Source organism: Ignavibacterium sp., from assembly GCF_025998815.1.
Lineage (GTDB): Bacteria > Bacteroidota > Ignavibacteria > Ignavibacteriales > Ignavibacteriaceae > Ignavibacterium.
Genome location: NZ_AP026678.1, coordinates 1,586,358 through 1,601,514, shown reverse-complemented (window position 1 = coordinate 1,601,514; position 15,157 = coordinate 1,586,358). Strand labels below are relative to the sequence as shown.

15 protein-coding genes and 1 pseudogene are annotated in these 15,157 nt (G+C 31.0%); all 16 read right to left on the bottom strand.

The window, feature by feature from the left end; all coding sequences use genetic code 11:
- Nucleotides 1–2: 2 nt before the first annotated feature.
- Nucleotides 3–1,214, bottom strand: a complete 1,212-nt coding sequence (locus Q0X14_RS06930) for an ATP-grasp domain-containing protein (RefSeq protein WP_297844324.1) — start codon at nucleotides 1,212–1,214, stop codon at nucleotides 3–5.
- A gap of 1 nt (nucleotide 1,215) precedes the next feature.
- Nucleotides 1,216–2,292, bottom strand: a complete 1,077-nt coding sequence (locus tag Q0X14_RS06925) for a sugar-transfer associated ATP-grasp domain-containing protein (protein WP_297844321.1) — start codon at nucleotides 2,290–2,292, stop codon at nucleotides 1,216–1,218.
- 6 nt (nucleotides 2,293–2,298) lie between these two features.
- Nucleotides 2,299–3,429 (bottom strand): annotated as a pseudogene (locus tag Q0X14_RS15605) (DegT/DnrJ/EryC1/StrS family aminotransferase).
- Nucleotides 3,430–3,754: 325 nt separating this feature from the next.
- Nucleotides 3,755–4,888: a lipopolysaccharide biosynthesis protein gene (locus Q0X14_RS06915; protein WP_297844317.1), complete on the bottom strand. Its 1,134-nt coding sequence runs from the start codon at nucleotides 4,886–4,888 to the stop codon at nucleotides 3,755–3,757.
- Nucleotides 4,889–5,545: a hypothetical protein gene (locus tag Q0X14_RS06910; RefSeq protein WP_297844315.1), complete on the bottom strand. Its 657-nt coding sequence runs from the start codon at nucleotides 5,543–5,545 to the stop codon at nucleotides 4,889–4,891.
- 25 nt (nucleotides 5,546–5,570) lie between these two features.
- Complete coding sequence (locus Q0X14_RS06905; RefSeq protein ID WP_297844313.1) at nucleotides 5,571–6,323, bottom strand: glycosyltransferase family 39 protein; 753 nt, start codon at nucleotides 6,321–6,323, stop codon at nucleotides 5,571–5,573.
- A 26-nt stretch (nucleotides 6,324–6,349) separates the two neighbouring features.
- Nucleotides 6,350–7,594, bottom strand: a complete 1,245-nt coding sequence (locus tag Q0X14_RS06900; protein WP_297844310.1) for an O-antigen ligase family protein — start codon at nucleotides 7,592–7,594, stop codon at nucleotides 6,350–6,352.
- A 9-nt stretch (nucleotides 7,595–7,603) separates the two neighbouring features.
- Nucleotides 7,604–8,587 (bottom strand): class I SAM-dependent methyltransferase, encoded by a 984-nt coding sequence (locus Q0X14_RS06895; RefSeq protein ID WP_297844308.1) that lies wholly within the window; start codon nucleotides 8,585–8,587, stop codon nucleotides 7,604–7,606.
- A gap of 16 nt (nucleotides 8,588–8,603) precedes the next feature.
- Nucleotides 8,604–9,530: a glycosyltransferase gene (locus Q0X14_RS06890; RefSeq protein ID WP_297844305.1), complete on the bottom strand. Its 927-nt coding sequence runs from the start codon at nucleotides 9,528–9,530 to the stop codon at nucleotides 8,604–8,606.
- Nucleotides 9,527–10,513 carry a glycosyltransferase family 2 protein gene (locus Q0X14_RS06885; RefSeq protein WP_297844303.1) on the bottom strand — a complete coding sequence of 329 codons (987 nt, stop codon included), beginning with the start codon at nucleotides 10,511–10,513 and terminating at the stop codon, nucleotides 9,527–9,529. The genes Q0X14_RS06890 and Q0X14_RS06885 overlap by 4 nt, the downstream gene beginning before the upstream one ends.
- A gap of 4 nt (nucleotides 10,514–10,517) precedes the next feature.
- Nucleotides 10,518–11,525 carry a glycosyltransferase gene (locus Q0X14_RS06880; RefSeq protein WP_297844299.1) on the bottom strand — a complete coding sequence of 336 codons (1,008 nt, stop codon included), beginning with the start codon at nucleotides 11,523–11,525 and terminating at the stop codon, nucleotides 10,518–10,520.
- A gap of 4 nt (nucleotides 11,526–11,529) precedes the next feature.
- On the bottom strand, nucleotides 11,530–12,207 hold the full coding sequence (locus Q0X14_RS06875) for a WbqC family protein (RefSeq protein WP_297844297.1): 678 nt from the start codon (nucleotides 12,205–12,207) through the stop codon (nucleotides 11,530–11,532).
- Nucleotides 12,208–12,210: 3 nt separating this feature from the next.
- Entirely contained in the window at nucleotides 12,211–12,654 is a 444-nt protein-coding gene (locus Q0X14_RS06870) for a GNAT family N-acetyltransferase (protein WP_297844295.1), read from the bottom strand.
- On the bottom strand, nucleotides 12,655–13,281 hold the full coding sequence (locus Q0X14_RS06865) for a PIG-L deacetylase family protein (RefSeq protein WP_297844292.1): 627 nt from the start codon (nucleotides 13,279–13,281) through the stop codon (nucleotides 12,655–12,657). It lies immediately after the preceding gene.
- Complete coding sequence (locus tag Q0X14_RS06860) at nucleotides 13,271–14,521, bottom strand: glycosyltransferase (protein ID WP_297844290.1); 1,251 nt, start codon at nucleotides 14,519–14,521, stop codon at nucleotides 13,271–13,273. Before Q0X14_RS06860 ends, Q0X14_RS06865 begins: the two co-directional genes overlap by 11 nt.
- Nucleotides 14,518–15,111 carry an acyltransferase gene (locus tag Q0X14_RS06855; protein WP_297844287.1) on the bottom strand — a complete coding sequence of 198 codons (594 nt, stop codon included), beginning with the start codon at nucleotides 15,109–15,111 and terminating at the stop codon, nucleotides 14,518–14,520. Before Q0X14_RS06855 ends, Q0X14_RS06860 begins: the two co-directional genes overlap by 4 nt.
- Between the last annotated feature and the right edge of the window lie 46 nt (nucleotides 15,112–15,157).

Here is a 15,157-nt window from a genome sequence, read left to right as displayed (position 1 = left end):
TTTTAATTTATTAAATTAACAGATATTAATTTTTGAAAATTATTTGAAAAGTATTCCATCTCAAACCTTGAACTAAATTGTAAAATAACAACTCCAACCGCTGAATTTGAAGAAATAAAACTGTTAACTTCAGTTCCGGGAGACATATAAAGAAAAATCTCTTTTATAAAAGGTTTAATTTCATCACTAATATTCAAATCTTTAAAAATACCTTTATGATCAGTATGTATTGCAAAGTAAGAGACAAATTTATAATTGTTATAGTCAAAGTTTTTTATTTCAATATTTTTATTCTCCAAAACATCAAGATAAAATTTGACCAAATCAAAACCAGTAGAATACTTAATGGCCTGTGGAACATAATGGCCCCCATTGCGAGGACCTATTTCCATTATAAATAATTTGCCTTCACTATTAATTCTTGCTTCAATATTGATAGGCCCAAAAGAGAATCCACTTTTATTAATAATTTTATTTACTTCTGCTTCAACTTTTTTAATTAAATCTGATGATACTTTTGAAGGCCATAAAGTACCACATGGATTAAAAGGATTTGATAATTTGTTATAAATGTGATCACCTAAACAGCTAAAAATTAATTTTCCATTAAGTACAAATCCATCACCATGTAAATCACCCTGTGAATTATCTATATATTCTTCTATGATTACTTTCCCACTTCTTGAAAATTTCATAGAATAATCAACAGCACCAGTTAAATTATCAATTGAGTCAACTAAACTAACACCTTTGCTGCCAGATGAATCATTTGGTTTTACAATAACCGGAAACTGTAAATTAAATTTATCAATTAAATTTTTATAGCTATGTTTATCAGTACTAATAAAATTAGGAACATTAAAAGAATTATGCTTTAGAAAATCCCTAAATAAATCTTTTTCTGCTAATGTTCTTGTACTTTGATAGGAGTTACCAGGTTTATTTAGTTTCTCCGAGACATAAGAGGCTACCGGAGCAGCTGGATCAGATGCATAGGCAACAATAAAATCCGGGCCTAATTCTTCTGCAAGTTTTAATACAGATTGAACATCAGTCGTGCTAATATTATAGTATTCGTCCGCTAATTTGTGTCCAGGGTTATTTGGCAAATAATCACAGGTTATAATGTAAAAACCCCTTGATTTGGCTTCAACGATAATTGGTACTTGAGACGGAGCACCACCAAGAAAGAGGATTTTTTTTTGTTTCTGCATATTATTTTATTATTTCAGAAAAGAATTTTTTCAGGGGTTCACTTTCCCAAATTCCCTTCTCAACTTGTAAAGGTGCTAGTGTAGGATGTGAATTGAGTTCAATTATCTTAAATCCATTATCAGTTATAATTATATCAATACCAACATACTTTAGAAATGATAAATTGTTCATTACACTTATAATTTTTTCTATTATATTATTCCAATTTGGTATCTGAATACCTTCAACTCTTGTTTCTGTCTCGGGATGATAGAAATTATTGTGAAGATCTATTGGTTTGTTATAATATTTTAATAATCCATGGCCTCTAAGTTTACCGGAAACCGTATCAATGTAATATAATATACCTCCGCCATTGCCAATGTTATCAACTAATTTATTCTGCATGCCAAATCGGTGAAAGGAATTAGCAATGATAAAACTATTTACTTCAGAGTTCCATAAAAGTAATAATCTCACTGTATTAGAACTTTTAGAATAAATTTCATTCGCATATTTATGTTGCTTAATGTATTCGGTACAAATATAATCATTTAAAGATTGAATTAATTTTTCTAATTCTTCTATGGAGATTTCTTTCTTATTGACATAATATCTGGAACTATTGTATTCTAAAAGGTAGAATCCTTCGCCTAAAGAAGAATAACAATGTTTAAGAACTAATTTATTTTGCTGTTTTAATAAATCTAAAAAACCCGTGTCTTTACTTAAATCTTTGGAGAGTATGATTTTTCTTCCATTACTCAAAAAATAAAAATATTTAGGGATGATTTCAGGATAGTCTTTAAATAAAAAAGGAAGATACAACTTATTATCGATTATCGATGAATAAACCCCATTTATAGGATGAATTTTATTGTAGATTTTGTCACTAAGAAAATTACTGTAATTTTTTCTATTAATTTTACAAAGCTCAATGGAATCAATGTAAAATCCTTTATTAAATGAAAAAATTATTTTTTCAACACTTTTTTTCCCCTCAAACTTTTTTAGATTGTTAAAAAATTCCCAAATCCATTTTCCATGCGGTATTAAACAAAACAACAATCGGTTTTTAATTTTTGTGAATATACTCATTAGAAGTTAGTTTATTATTATTTTAATAATTTCACTTAAGGCAGTCTTATTTAATTCCGGGTATATTGGAAGACAGAGAATCTTTTCAGAGATTTTATTAGCTAAGGGAAGATTTTCAAAACTTGCCGAAGGTAATGAACTATAGCTTGAGAAATTACTTATTAAAGGATAGAAGTATCTTCGAGTAAAGATATTATTATCTTTCAATTTCTGGTATAATTCGTCTCTCGTCATTCCGTAATACTCACTATCGATTAATATTGGAAAGTATGAGTAGCTGTGTGTAACACCTTCTATATCCTCAAGAAATCTAATACCTTTTACATCTTTAAGATGAATTCTGTAATAATCAGCAACTTCTTTTCTTTTGAGTCGAACTTGATCTGCATATTTAAGTTGAAGCAGTCCCAACGCTGCCTGAAACTCATTCATCTTAGCATTTATTCCGGGAGCAACAACAGTAGATTCACCTGCAAAACCAAAATTTTTAAGATAATCAATACGCTTTTTCAGTTTTCTCATCGTTTGACAAACAATAGCGCCACCTTCAAAAGTAGTAAACAACTTTTGTACCATGGAAACTCAGCACAGACATATCACCAAAATTCAGCAGAAGACTGTTACTATTTCATTTTGACTACCAAAAGCATGAGCAAGCATCATAAATAACTTTTAATCCGTATGTATCAGCAATATCCTGGATCTTACCTCTGTACATCGCAAGGGATGCCCATAAACATGCACAGGCAAAATAGCGGTTGTTTTAGGAGTTATAAGCAGCTTCAATTTTATTTAGGGTCAATGTTAAAGTGATTTGGCTTCAATATCAACAAAAGACAGGGGTAATGCCATTCCACCATAATGCGTGAGTAGTTGCAACAAAACTAAAAGGTGTTGTTATAACTTCTCCTGTTATTCTGAGTGCCTGTAATCCAACTACCAGGGCAAGTGTAGCATTTGCAAATAGATTAATATGCTCAACTCCCAGATACTTAGCTAATTCTTTCTCAAACTTTTGATGAAAAGGTCCATTGTTAGTCAGAATTTATTCTTCCAGATTTCCTCAAGATACGGCTGCAATTTTTCCAAAGGTGGAAGATTAGGGCGTGTTACATAAATAGGATAATCATAAGTCATTTGTTATTCCTGATTTTAAGAAATTTTTCGAAAATTATGTTTTTAATTTCGAGATATGGTTCAAGTTTGATCATTTCAGATATTGCAACGACAAAGATTAAGCCAGCAATACTTTGAATAATCAATAAAATTAAAGAATTTAAATTGAAGAATTTGTCCTATAGATAAAAACCAATGTACCAATAATAGAAGTTAAAATAAATGAAGGTAGTAAATCACGAACCTGCTCCTTTGAAATTATAATCGATTAAGAAACGCGGTGTAATAGCTATTAAGATAATATGCCATGATTGGGAACTTAAGAATCATTGCATAAATCATAGCTTTAATTCCCAGAAATATTCCGGTAAGAACAACAGGGAATTGCAATTATTTTTTTAATAATTTCAAGTTTAAGAAATAAATCCGATCTTCCTTTAACATTAAGCATATTTAAGTTAAGCGAATGAAGAGGGAAAAGCATCAGAGAAAAGCATAATAATTGAAGATATTCAACTGATGGAATCCATTTTTTACCTATTAGTGTTATAATAAGTGACTCTGCTGAAGCTGCCATGATAATCATTAAGAAAAAAGTAATAAACATTGTAGTTTTAATAAGTTTCTTAAGAGCTCTTTTAAGAGCCGCATCATCATCCTGGATTTTTACAAGAACAGGATAACTGATTCTCTGAACAACTCCATTAATGTTAGAGGAAGGCAGCCGTGCAAAAGTATCAGCCCTGGAATAATAACCAAGTTGCTCTGCGGAGAAAAACTTACCTACAATAAAATAATAAATATTTTCGAAAATTTTATCTAATAGCCCGGAGAACAAAAGTTTGGACCCAAAAGAAAACATTTCTTTTAGAGAACTAAATGAAAAAACCAAAGAAGGACGCCACTTACTGAAATACCACAATAGCAAATTCCTTACAAATACATTTGAAAGATTTCTGAATACAAGACTCCAGACACTAAATCCAAAGTATGCCATGGTCACCGCAATTATACCAGAACTTATATTTGCGACGATAGAAATTTTAGTCTGAATTTTTATCTGAATATTTTTTGTTAGCTGAGTTTGCTGAACGAGTCCGAAGGCATTAATAAGAATACTTAAACTTACAACTCTGGTTATATCAATCAGTTTTGGTTCATTAAAAAAATCTGAAATCAGTCCGGAAGAAGCAAAAAGCACAGAGTAGAAAAAAAATGAGACTGCAAGATTAAAATAAAAAATTGTGCTATAGTCATTGGTTGTACAATCTTTTTTTCTGATAAGTGCATTGCTGAAGCCGCTGTCAACAAATGACTGACTGATTACAATGAAAATTCCGACCATTCCCACAAGTCCAAACTCTGCAGGGCTTAATAATCTCGCCAGAATTATTCCAACTATAAAAGTTATTATTTGAGTTAAGGAATTGTCTATAAAACTCCAGATGATTCCGGATACAGTTTGTTCTTTAAGTTTCATTTATTTAGCCGGGTTTGGGGATTTATTAATTTTCCTCATCAGATAATTCATTATAACATTAAAACCATATGCGCTTATGCCAATATAAAAAGGAACGGCCGGCATTTTAAATCTTGCCAAACCACCTGCACCGGCTATCAGAAGAAAATAGAATGCAAATAAAACTGCTATAAAAAGAAAAGATTTTTTCTCTGATTTTGCCAATTTTACAAAACCAATGATAAAAGAAATATATACAAATAAAAGATATAATATTACGAAAGAACCAATTAATAATTCTCCTGTACTTTTTCCGGAGATAAATTTCTTTAAAGCATTTAAAAGATTTGGCTCAGCTTTTAAATTGATATATTCACCTTTGCTTATGCCTAAATTCACCGAAAAGTCTGAAGTGGCTAAATTAAACAATGTATGGGCTATGCCAAGTCCGTAATATTTAACGAAGTTAACAGGGTCATTCATTATATATTTAAGAGCTACTTTTTTCCAGTATCTGGTTTTATTGTAATCCTGTTGAAGATGTAAACTTTCCCAATAGTCCTGCGGGGTTTTATTCCAATGTGGTTTTACACCTTCTGAAAGCATCAGACTATCAGCTTCATTTCGAAGCTCTCTTTCGACAACATGTTGCGGTTTGTTTCTTTTGGATATTTCCATTGGAGTAATGTTTATTGCTAACAGATTATATTCCCCTGAATTTGAAAGAAAAAATTCGCCATAGTGAATATAGTTTCTTATTAACCAGGGGCTTAGTGTCATCAAATAAATAAGAGTAAAGAAGAATGATTTTTTTTATAGCAACCCGGAGATTTTTCCTATACAAATAGAACAATATCAATATAACCAGAATGAACATATAAGTGCCTGCCGGTTTAACTAAAACTGATAGGCCGAGAAAAGTTGCTGATATACCAAAAGTCAGATCATTTTTTTCAGCGGTAATAATTGATTTAATAAAAAAGTAGAAAAATAAGGAAAGCAAAAATACAAATAATGTATCGCTGTAAAGTGTATTAGAATTTAAAATCATATGAGGTTCGATAGCATAAAGCAAAGCAGCAGGGAATCCAGTCTTATTATTAAAAAGAATAGTTATTGTGAAGAATATTAAAATTGCAGTTAATGAATCAATTACATTTTGAAAAAGTAAAACAAACCAAGGTTTTTCACCAAAGGTGTAATATATTGTACTGATAAACAAAGGATAAAAAGGGGTTCTTAAAACCACAGGTGGTAAATCTGGCTTAAAGGATAACTTACCATGTTCAATAAAGTTTAATGCGAGTTGATTATAGCCCCGCTGATCGGTTCCCATCGGAATAATTTTATCCTCACTTACAGAACTATCCCAGGATCTTTGAAATAGAAAAAATAAAATTCTTAATGATAATGCAAGAATGAAAATGATGATTAAATATTTTTTTTGATTTTCCATCAAAACTCTTGAGATTTTTTGACAAATTATTGTTTAATTATAAATTTATTTTTATATATGAAATATTCAAGGGAGTTGAATAATAAAATCCAAATCAACACAAAAGATAAACCGCCTCTGCCTCTGAACAAAGCACTTTCAGTAAAGTTTAATAATAAAATTGCAATCAGTGCAACAATGTTGAACACTGTATTAGATTTGACCGCCCTGTAAAAGTGTGCAACAAAAACAGCGGCCATCGAACTAAAACCCACAAAACCCAGTTCATTAAATATTTCAATGAACCCGTTATGTGCTGTGTTTCCTATTTCAAAAAAAGCATTAAGGTTACCAGGCACATCCCAGAATGAATCATAACCACATCCAAACCAGAAATGGTTTGAGATATGATAAAGCATACCTTCCCATTTTTCTGTTCTGCCGGTAAATGTGAGATCTTTGCCGAAGTATTGAGATACCACAATCTCCAGAAAATCCGAATTGAAAGAAAACAATATTGCAAAAACAATAAGAAAAAAAAGAAGAATCCCGGAAAATGCCCTTCCTATCCGAATATCTTTAAAAAATATATCAACTTTGAAAATTAAGAGTAAAGCTAAAATGTAAAGCAAAGTAACCAATGCAGTTGTGCTTAAAGAAGTAATAATAAACATAGCCGAAACTATAAGTCCACCCATAGTAATAACTTTATTCAGGGAGTCTTTACTGAACTGATTAAGTATGAGGTAGAGTAAAAAAATCAGGACAAAAATTTGTCCGAAGGAATTTTTCTGAAGAGTTAAACCCCTGGGAGAATTAAAAACAGGGTCAATAGCTTCAGGCACAACAGCAATTGAAATTGCCGATATTATTGTGTAAAGAGTAATTATTACTTTTATTACATTCAATTGTTTTTCGAATTTAATAAGGATAAGTGATGTAAGTACTACCTGAAAAACTGTGAAAAGCTGGAACGATCTACGGAAAGAAATCGCCGGATAGTCTGCCCATATTGCACTTAAAACACAATATAAAATGAAAATTGTAAGATACCTCTCTTTCCTGACAAATTCGAATACAGCTTCTCTTTTCATTATTACAATAATGAGAGAAGACAAAAAAAGTGAGGTGTAAACTATCTGATTAACAGGGTTAGTGGAACCGAATTCTGAGCGTTCATACCGAAAAGGGGGTGATGTTCCAAAAAAGGATACGAAAACTAAAACTGCGAAATTGAATAAAGCAATAGTTTTGTATTCAAGTAAGTTATATAAAATATTTCTGACAGACATCGCAAAATTCTACTTTATTTTTCTCAACCAGAGTGACCGGGGTTCTTTAGTAAAGTTGTTTTTCAGTGCAGGGCACCGGCTTTCCAGTAATTCTTTATTTATGTGATAGAGATGATTCAAAGCCAGAATTATTTTAAATCTGTCGGAATGAGATAGAATCGCCTCAACCATATATTGTTCATTCCAGAATGAAACGGATTTAAGTATCCAATCATCGGGATAATTTTTAGGAGTAAAAATGTCGTGTATGTGAATAATTACATTTTTAGCAATGACAGGTAAAATCTCAAGATACTCAGTAAGCACATCCCCCTGAGGTTTTATCATATGAGTTGAATCAATAAACAATATGTCATTCTCTTCCAGATTTTCGAAAATGCTTTTATCTACTGTTTCCAGATTTTTTTCTATTAGGTTAATATTTTTTTTATTTCGTAACCATCTCCTGGGGTAGGGTTCTATACAGATATGTTCACACAAATATTTTGAATTTTCATAACTATTTTTCTCAATTGCTGCTGATGCTATCAGAGTTGACATGCCACTACCGATTTCTATAACCCGTTTTGGTTTAAAGTATCTGATGAGACTATAAAGAATCTCTGCATCTCCTACAGTAAACCTTGGATTATTAAAATAAAATTCGTTGTCAGATCTTTTCTCAAAAGGGAATAAGCTGAGTTCGTCAGAGTAATTAAAATCAGATAGCAGTTTAATCTGCTCATCGGTATTTAAGTCGATTCCCGGCAAAGCCCTGTTATGCAATGAACCAATAATTTTTTTTGAATTGAAGTGTGGCTCATAGTAATGATCTTTTATTGGGAAAACCCCTATAGTATTGAATAAAAATTTACTAACAGGCATTCTTTCAGTTCCACATTCTCTTATGTACCTCATCCATAAAGAACTAATTATGGTAAACGGAAACAAAAGAATTTCAAGTGCAGGTCCCCAAAATATTATGAAGTTTCTGATAAGTTGCTTTAAATCCATGATTATCCTTCTTTATTCAATGAATATTCTTGTAAAATCCCAAAGAACCTCTGATTTCCCCTATACCACTGCCTAATAAACTTAAAGATTTAATTCCGAATTTTGTATGAAAAAACCCTGGGAGAAGTAATGCTGTTCCTATAAGAATCTTCGCGAATGCTTTTGGTATCAGAATGCCAATGAAAAATTCACCTTTATGTTTAATGAAATTTCTTGCATAAGTTTGTCCGCCTCTTATAAATCTGTTATAAAAAAATTTTCTCGTAGTTCTTTCTTTGCTAATGAATTCATAAGAAATTGCTTCCCGGCAATTGATAAATCTTGCCCCATGCTGCTTTAACCGGTTAAAGAAATCTGAGTCTTCGCCTCCTGTAATACCATATTCCGGATCAAAAAAGATTTTGTTCTTTTTAACTAATTCTGATTTAAATAGAACACTTCCAGCAAACATATATTTTGCTTCTGTTCCGGTAACACCCATATTACTGAAAAAGTATTCTCTTTTCTTAAATTTGTCGTTTATACCTTCTTCAAATCTCGGAACCACCAATCCAAAAACACCATCTGAATTATAATTTTTAAGGCAATTATAAAGGTTATAGAGCCATTTTTCATCGGCGGTTTCGTCGTCATCAATAAAAGCAATCAAATTGCCCTTTGCATTTTCAAGTGCTTTATTTCTTGTTATACTAATATTTTTTATGGGTTGAACAAAATAACTAACTTGAAAATTTGTAAGAGTTTTAAATTTCTGAACTACATTTTCAGCCGAGCGATCTTTATCATTATCAACAATAATAATTTCAATTTCAGTATTTTCTGGTATTAAAAGTTTAGATAAACTTTCCAGTAACTGCTCAAGTAAAAGTTGTCTTTTGAAGGTTGCAATACAGACAGAGATAAGTGTAATTACTTTATTTTTTGAAAAATCCGATATAGTCATTTTAGTTGTGTCCTATATTTAAAAGTACCCCACAGTGATTTTAACTTTAATGCGTTTTTAGTACCAATAAATATTTTTATTATACTAAATAATGCCGATTCTTGTGGTCCTTTAAAATCCCCTCCATAATATTTCAGTAAATTTATTGCTTTTTCAACAGATTCTGATTGTGTATAAAAATATTTAGATATAAAAATATTTAACACATATCTAATGGCTCTGTCTGTTCGGGGGCTTTTCTCAGTTTCTGAAATAATTTTTATACACTTATTGATTGAATTAAATAAGGAGTTTATAGCTTCTGCTGAATAATTTGAACTAATACTATTACTAGCAGCTTTTCTATAATACAATTTAGAGTCAGGGGTAAATTTAACAAAACCAGATTTTGAAACGAGACGAAATATATATTCACCGTCCTGATTTCTGATCAATGATTCATCCCAGGGGCCGGCTTTTTCAGCTAACTGCCTGTGAATAAGCCAGATTCCCGGTTGAGTCATTAGTACTTTACCAAGAAAGGTTATCATCCACTCTATGGGTTTTAAATCTCTTGAAAGTTCGTCCTGAATAATGATAGATTTATCAGGGTTTTTTCTGAATATCCCATAAGACCCACAAAACAGAACATTCGGATTAACCAACTCAATTGCATACTTCATCTGATTTTCAATCTTTTGAGGATGAAGAATATCATCTGCATCCAACCATTGAATATATTGTCCATTAGATTTTTCTAGTGCGAAATTTCGGGCAGCACAAGCCCCTCTGTTCTGCTGAACGAATGATTTAATAATATTAGGGTATTTATCAACAAAGCTCTGAATTATATTCCAGGTATTGTCAGTTGATCCATCATCCACAATAATGATTTCTTTGTTCTGCCAGGTCTGATTAATAGCAGATTCAATTGTATGACTAATCCATCTTCCGGCGTTAAAAGCCGGGATGCAAATTGAAACAAGTGGATAGTTTGATGCCATTTGACTAATCTAAAATACCGAGATGTTTTTTTATTTTAGCAAGGTCTTCAGCTCTTTTTGCAGACAAATTGTACTTGAGTGAATTTATATTACTTAACAGTGCTTCTCTGGAAAGCAAAAATTTTTGAATTCCTTCGGCTATTGCATCAGGAGTAATTTCTGTAAGAACCATTTTATTATCAAATAACTCCAGATTAGTAAGATTTTTATTAGAAATAAATGGAACACCAGCACCTAAAGCTTCCATAAGTGCGAATTGCTGAACTCTTTCCCTCACTGAATAGGATATAACACCAAGTGAATTTACAAGCTGCTGATGATAAACTTTCTGATCAACAAAACCGAGAAAAATTATTTTAGGATGTTTAAATTGTTCAAACAGGCGGATTTTTTTATTGTAATTTCCAGTAACACGGAATTCAATTTCAGTATTAGGGTTTTGCTTAAGAAATTCCATTATACCTTCCAGCACAATTTCAATCGGTTCATCACCATGAAATGTTGTAACAGCCAATAAATAGTTTTTATTATCATCAGATTTATAATAAGGAATTTCGGGTATTGGGTCGTTAAGTGTAAAAAATTTACAATCTTTGAATCGCTTGTCATTTTCCACTAAATACTTTAAAGGATTATTGTGAACTAATATTGCATCGGCTTTTTTCATAGCTAGTTTATGACCAGGTATGCTAATCATAGGATTTTCAAATGCACCATTATGAGCATCTATAACAAATTTATACTTTAATAATGGTCTGAAAATTATTGCGATGATACTAGAAATTGGAGGAGGGTCTTCTGTAAACAAAAGTAAAGGTTTGACTTTGAAGATAATATAGAGGCTTTTATACGACTTTTTAATATATACTAAGAATTTTAATAATTTATTTCTATCAGTCTTTATTTTTTTAAATGAACTAATAAATTTAATTTCAGAATTAAACGTTTTTGCCTGTAAATAAGCATGCCAATTAAAATCTGTCCAGCTTATGTAAACTTTTTTCCCAATCATTTATTTAACCATTAAGCAATATACTTCTGCTACTAGGGCCGCAATTATACAAAAGGTCTATTGCTGCTAAGTTGGGTATAAATGAATCCCCAATTTGTGGATACATAGGATGATTAAAGTTGTTATATCTGATTTCTATTCCCGCATCATAAAATGATTGATCATCATTATATGATTTGGCACCGTTTCCAGAGAGATAAACATCCGCTCCCAGGGTTTTACAAATAGATAAATTTCTATCACTACCTTCTCCTGATATATCTTTTAATTCCGATGCTAAAACTATTTTGGTTTTTATTCCTAATTGGTTTTTAATAAAATTTATTAAGGCAATATTTAAGTCCATAAGTCTATCCCAATTCCCATTATAAATTAATTTTAATTCCTCAAAATAGGTGTTCCAGTAGTAAGACTTACTATAACCATTCTGAATTAGTCGCCAGTGCTTTTGTAAATTATTCACAGGGTCAGCCAAAATTAATTCATTTATTAAACTCTCTTTGTTTTTGAGCGGTACAGAGAGTAAGAATTCTTTGTTATTTACTTTAATTTTGTTTCTATGTGTAAATGAACTCTTAGAGTGCTTTACGTTATCTAAAAGAACAAAAACATCACTATTAGCCATTTTATGAAAAAATCCTAACCAAGGAAGATAATTCGGTTGATGAATAGCGACAATCATACTTTAACCTAAATCTTTTTTCATCAATAAATAATCTGAGTGTTCTGAATGAATTTTGAAGTTGTGCTTCAAATAAAAACATATTGCTGAATAATTACTTTTTTTTACCTTTAATGTAATTAGATTTTTTTTCTCTGTTTTACATTTATTTTCAAAATGTTCTAACATTAATGTTCCTATATTTTGTCCTCTGAATCTTTTATCAATCATAAATTTGTTTATATGAATTGAATTATAAAAATCCTTGTAAGATGCAATAATATAACCTATTATTTGCTCGAGATTATTCGTTGCATATAAACTAAAACTCCATTTAGATGGTAACTCTAACAAAAAGTGCTCTGATTTCCAATATTCATCCGGAATATCGCTAAGAATATCAATAAACCGGTTAATATTTTTTTCTAATATTTCTTTAGTCAATTGTTTAATGAAAATTTTTTCCATTTAGATAAGAATCCTTAAAATTTCAAATGATTCAGCATAATCACTTTCGAATTGAGTACCGCGAGTTTTAGCTAACCCCCAAATAAATTGTTCGTTTAAGTAACTTCGGTGCTGTTGGGTTTTGTAACATTGTAATGCAGCTATTTTTTTTGCGATGTGTGTCTTATTAAGCTTTACAAAACTCCGTGTTTCAAAAATGATATTATTCCAAGGTAATTCATAGCCAAGAATAGAAATTTTTTTGAATGCCCTTAAACCTTCTGCAGTTATCACCTGATGATCCTGATGAATATCATTAGGACTTGGAACAAATACCAGGTCAGGATTTATTTCATTTCTGAGTTTAACAATATCCTCCAAAATGTCCTGTCTGAATGATGTGAAATGTCTAACTCGATAACGGAAGGTTCGAATATTTTGTTCTTTAAGCCCAAGCGTTTTCATAGCGTTAGAAAACTCAGTTAGCAAAGCATCTTTTGGGAACCCAGCAGGGACGGAATCTTCAGCAATTGAAAATGCAACACAATGTACTTCTTTACCTTCATCAACAAATTTTGCTATTGTACCACCACACCCCAACTCGCCATCATCAGTATGGGGTGCAAGAATTAAAATCCTATTGAACATATGTTTCTCCTTGCTCCACAAATTTCTTTCTCATTGAATTTTTGTCGAAAATAGATTCATAAATATTTAAATATTTTTGTTGCATTATTTCAAAAGAAACTTTTTGTAAATCTTCAAATGCACATTGTGCCATCCTTTTTCTAAACTCAGTGTTTAAGTAAATCTCAATAATTTTTTTGGATATAAAATCATAATCGTGAGGATTAACTAAGCAGATACTTTCATTTCGAAATACAGATTGTATGGATGATAGCTTTGAAACTATCTGCGGAAGTCCAATAGCTGCATATTCAAACACTTTGGTTGGTATTCCATAATGCGTATAATCAGACACTTCTGGTAAAACTAATCCAAAATCAGCGAGTTTTAATCTTTCGGATACATATCGATAGGGAATAGAGTTTTCAAAAATAATATTATGATTTAAGCCGAGTTTTTCAACTAATGTCTTTAACTTAGAGCCATATTCGGTATGTATATTTCCAATAATCGTTAAGTAAACATTCTTATTAATTTTTACTAATTCATTTATTGTATAGATCAAATTATGAATCCCATATCTTTCGGCGATTGTCCCATGGTAAATTAAATTAATTTTATCATTAGGTTCGGAATAATTTTTATTATTAAATGGGAAATAATTTAAATCAGGGGTATTCATTATTACGCTAATATTTTTACCAGGGTTTCTTTTTTCTAAGACTTGTTTACATTCATTCGAAACTGTTATCAATTCATCGGCAAAAAGGACACTTAATCTTTCTCCAATTAGTAAAAGAGGTTTTAGTAATTTAAATTTAATTTCACCCCATTTTTCTCTAAATAGTTCGATTGTAAGGTCGTGAATATCCAGTATAATGTAGACCCCTTTAAGTTTTAAATAAAGAGCAGAAAAAACCAAATAATCAGGCATATTATGAATTTGGACTATATCAAACTTATTCCTTTTATTTAACTGACGGCTTAATAATAGAGCTTTAATAAGGAAAATTACTGAGTTAAAAATGTAGGACAGTATTTTATTCTGATCAAATTTATTCATAATTCTATGAACCAATACCCCGTTAACTTTTTCGTGTGCTGGTTTATTCTCATAATTCAGGCAAATTATTTCGACTTTTATATTATTTTTTTTTAGGGTTTCTACCTGTCTTAAAATTCTTGCATCATAATCATAAAATGATTGCGCAATCATCAAGACTCTTTTAGGTACTTCAGAATTTAATTTGTCACTGTTCATTCTACTTCAATTACTCTGTTATTTTCAAGTTTATATTTTTTATTACTTTTTTCACAAAATGCAATGCCGTCTTTGTCAAAGTGAAGTTTTTTCCCGGCTTCACTAACCCATCCAATTAATTTTGCGGGATTGCCAACTACGAGAGCAAAGTCCGGAACATCTTTTGTTACAACTGCACCTGCACCAATGAAAGCGTATCTACCAATTGTAATACCGCAAACGATCGTGCAATTAGCTCCTAGTGAAGCTCCTTCTTTTACAAGTGTATTGATATAAAATTTAGAACCAACCTGAGGATATTTACTTCTGGGGTCGCGAACATTTGTAAATACAATTGAGGGTCCGCAGAATACATAATCCTCAAGGGTAACGCCTTCGTAAACAGAGACATTGTTCTGAATCTTACAGTAGTTTCCAATTACAACATTATTCCCGACATTTACGTTCTGTCCAAGTACACAGTATTTACCAATTTTTGCTCCACTCTGAACATGTGAAAAATGCCAGATTTTTGTGCCCTCACCAATTTCTACATTTTCATCTACAACAGCATATTGGTTGATATAATAATTTTTATTGGTTGATTCCATTTAACTTTTTTTCTCTGGTTTTTATTTCGAATTAATATGATTTTAT

Bases quoted from the DNA above. Each gene is read 5' to 3' on its own strand.
- Q0X14_RS06930 (WP_297844324.1), bottom strand. From the start codon at position 1,214: ATGCAGAAACAAAAAAAAATCCTCTTTCTTGGTGGTGCTCCGTCTCAA.
- Q0X14_RS06925 (WP_297844321.1), bottom strand. From the start codon at position 2,292: ATGAGTATATTCACAAAAATTAAAAACCGATTGTTGTTTTGTTTAATA.
- Q0X14_RS06915 (WP_297844317.1), bottom strand. From the start codon at position 4,888: ATGAAACTTAAAGAACAAACTGTATCCGGAATCATCTGGAGTTTTATA.
- Q0X14_RS06910 (WP_297844315.1), bottom strand. From the start codon at position 5,545: ATGGAAATATCCAAAAGAAACAAACCGCAACATGTTGTCGAAAGAGAG.
- Q0X14_RS06905 (WP_297844313.1), bottom strand. From the start codon at position 6,323: ATGGAAAATCAAAAAAAATATTTAATCATCATTTTCATTCTTGCATTA.
- Q0X14_RS06900 (WP_297844310.1), bottom strand. From the start codon at position 7,594: ATGTCTGTCAGAAATATTTTATATAACTTACTTGAATACAAAACTATT.
- Q0X14_RS06895 (WP_297844308.1), bottom strand. From the start codon at position 8,587: ATGGATTTAAAGCAACTTATCAGAAACTTCATAATATTTTGGGGACCT.
- Q0X14_RS06890 (WP_297844305.1), bottom strand. From the start codon at position 9,530: ATGACTATATCGGATTTTTCAAAAAATAAAGTAATTACACTTATCTCT.
- Q0X14_RS06885 (WP_297844303.1), bottom strand. From the start codon at position 10,513: ATGGCATCAAACTATCCACTTGTTTCAATTTGCATCCCGGCTTTTAAC.
- Q0X14_RS06880 (WP_297844299.1), bottom strand. From the start codon at position 11,525: ATGATTGGGAAAAAAGTTTACATAAGCTGGACAGATTTTAATTGGCAT.
- Q0X14_RS06875 (WP_297844297.1), bottom strand. From the start codon at position 12,207: ATGATTGTCGCTATTCATCAACCGAATTATCTTCCTTGGTTAGGATTT.
- Q0X14_RS06870 (WP_297844295.1), bottom strand. From the start codon at position 12,654: ATGGAAAAAATTTTCATTAAACAATTGACTAAAGAAATATTAGAAAAA.
- Q0X14_RS06865 (WP_297844292.1), bottom strand. From the start codon at position 13,281: ATGTTCAATAGGATTTTAATTCTTGCACCCCATACTGATGATGGCGAG.
- Q0X14_RS06860 (WP_297844290.1), bottom strand. From the start codon at position 14,521: ATGAACAGTGACAAATTAAATTCTGAAGTACCTAAAAGAGTCTTGATG.
- Q0X14_RS06855 (WP_297844287.1), bottom strand. From the start codon at position 15,111: ATGGAATCAACCAATAAAAATTATTATATCAACCAATATGCTGTTGTA.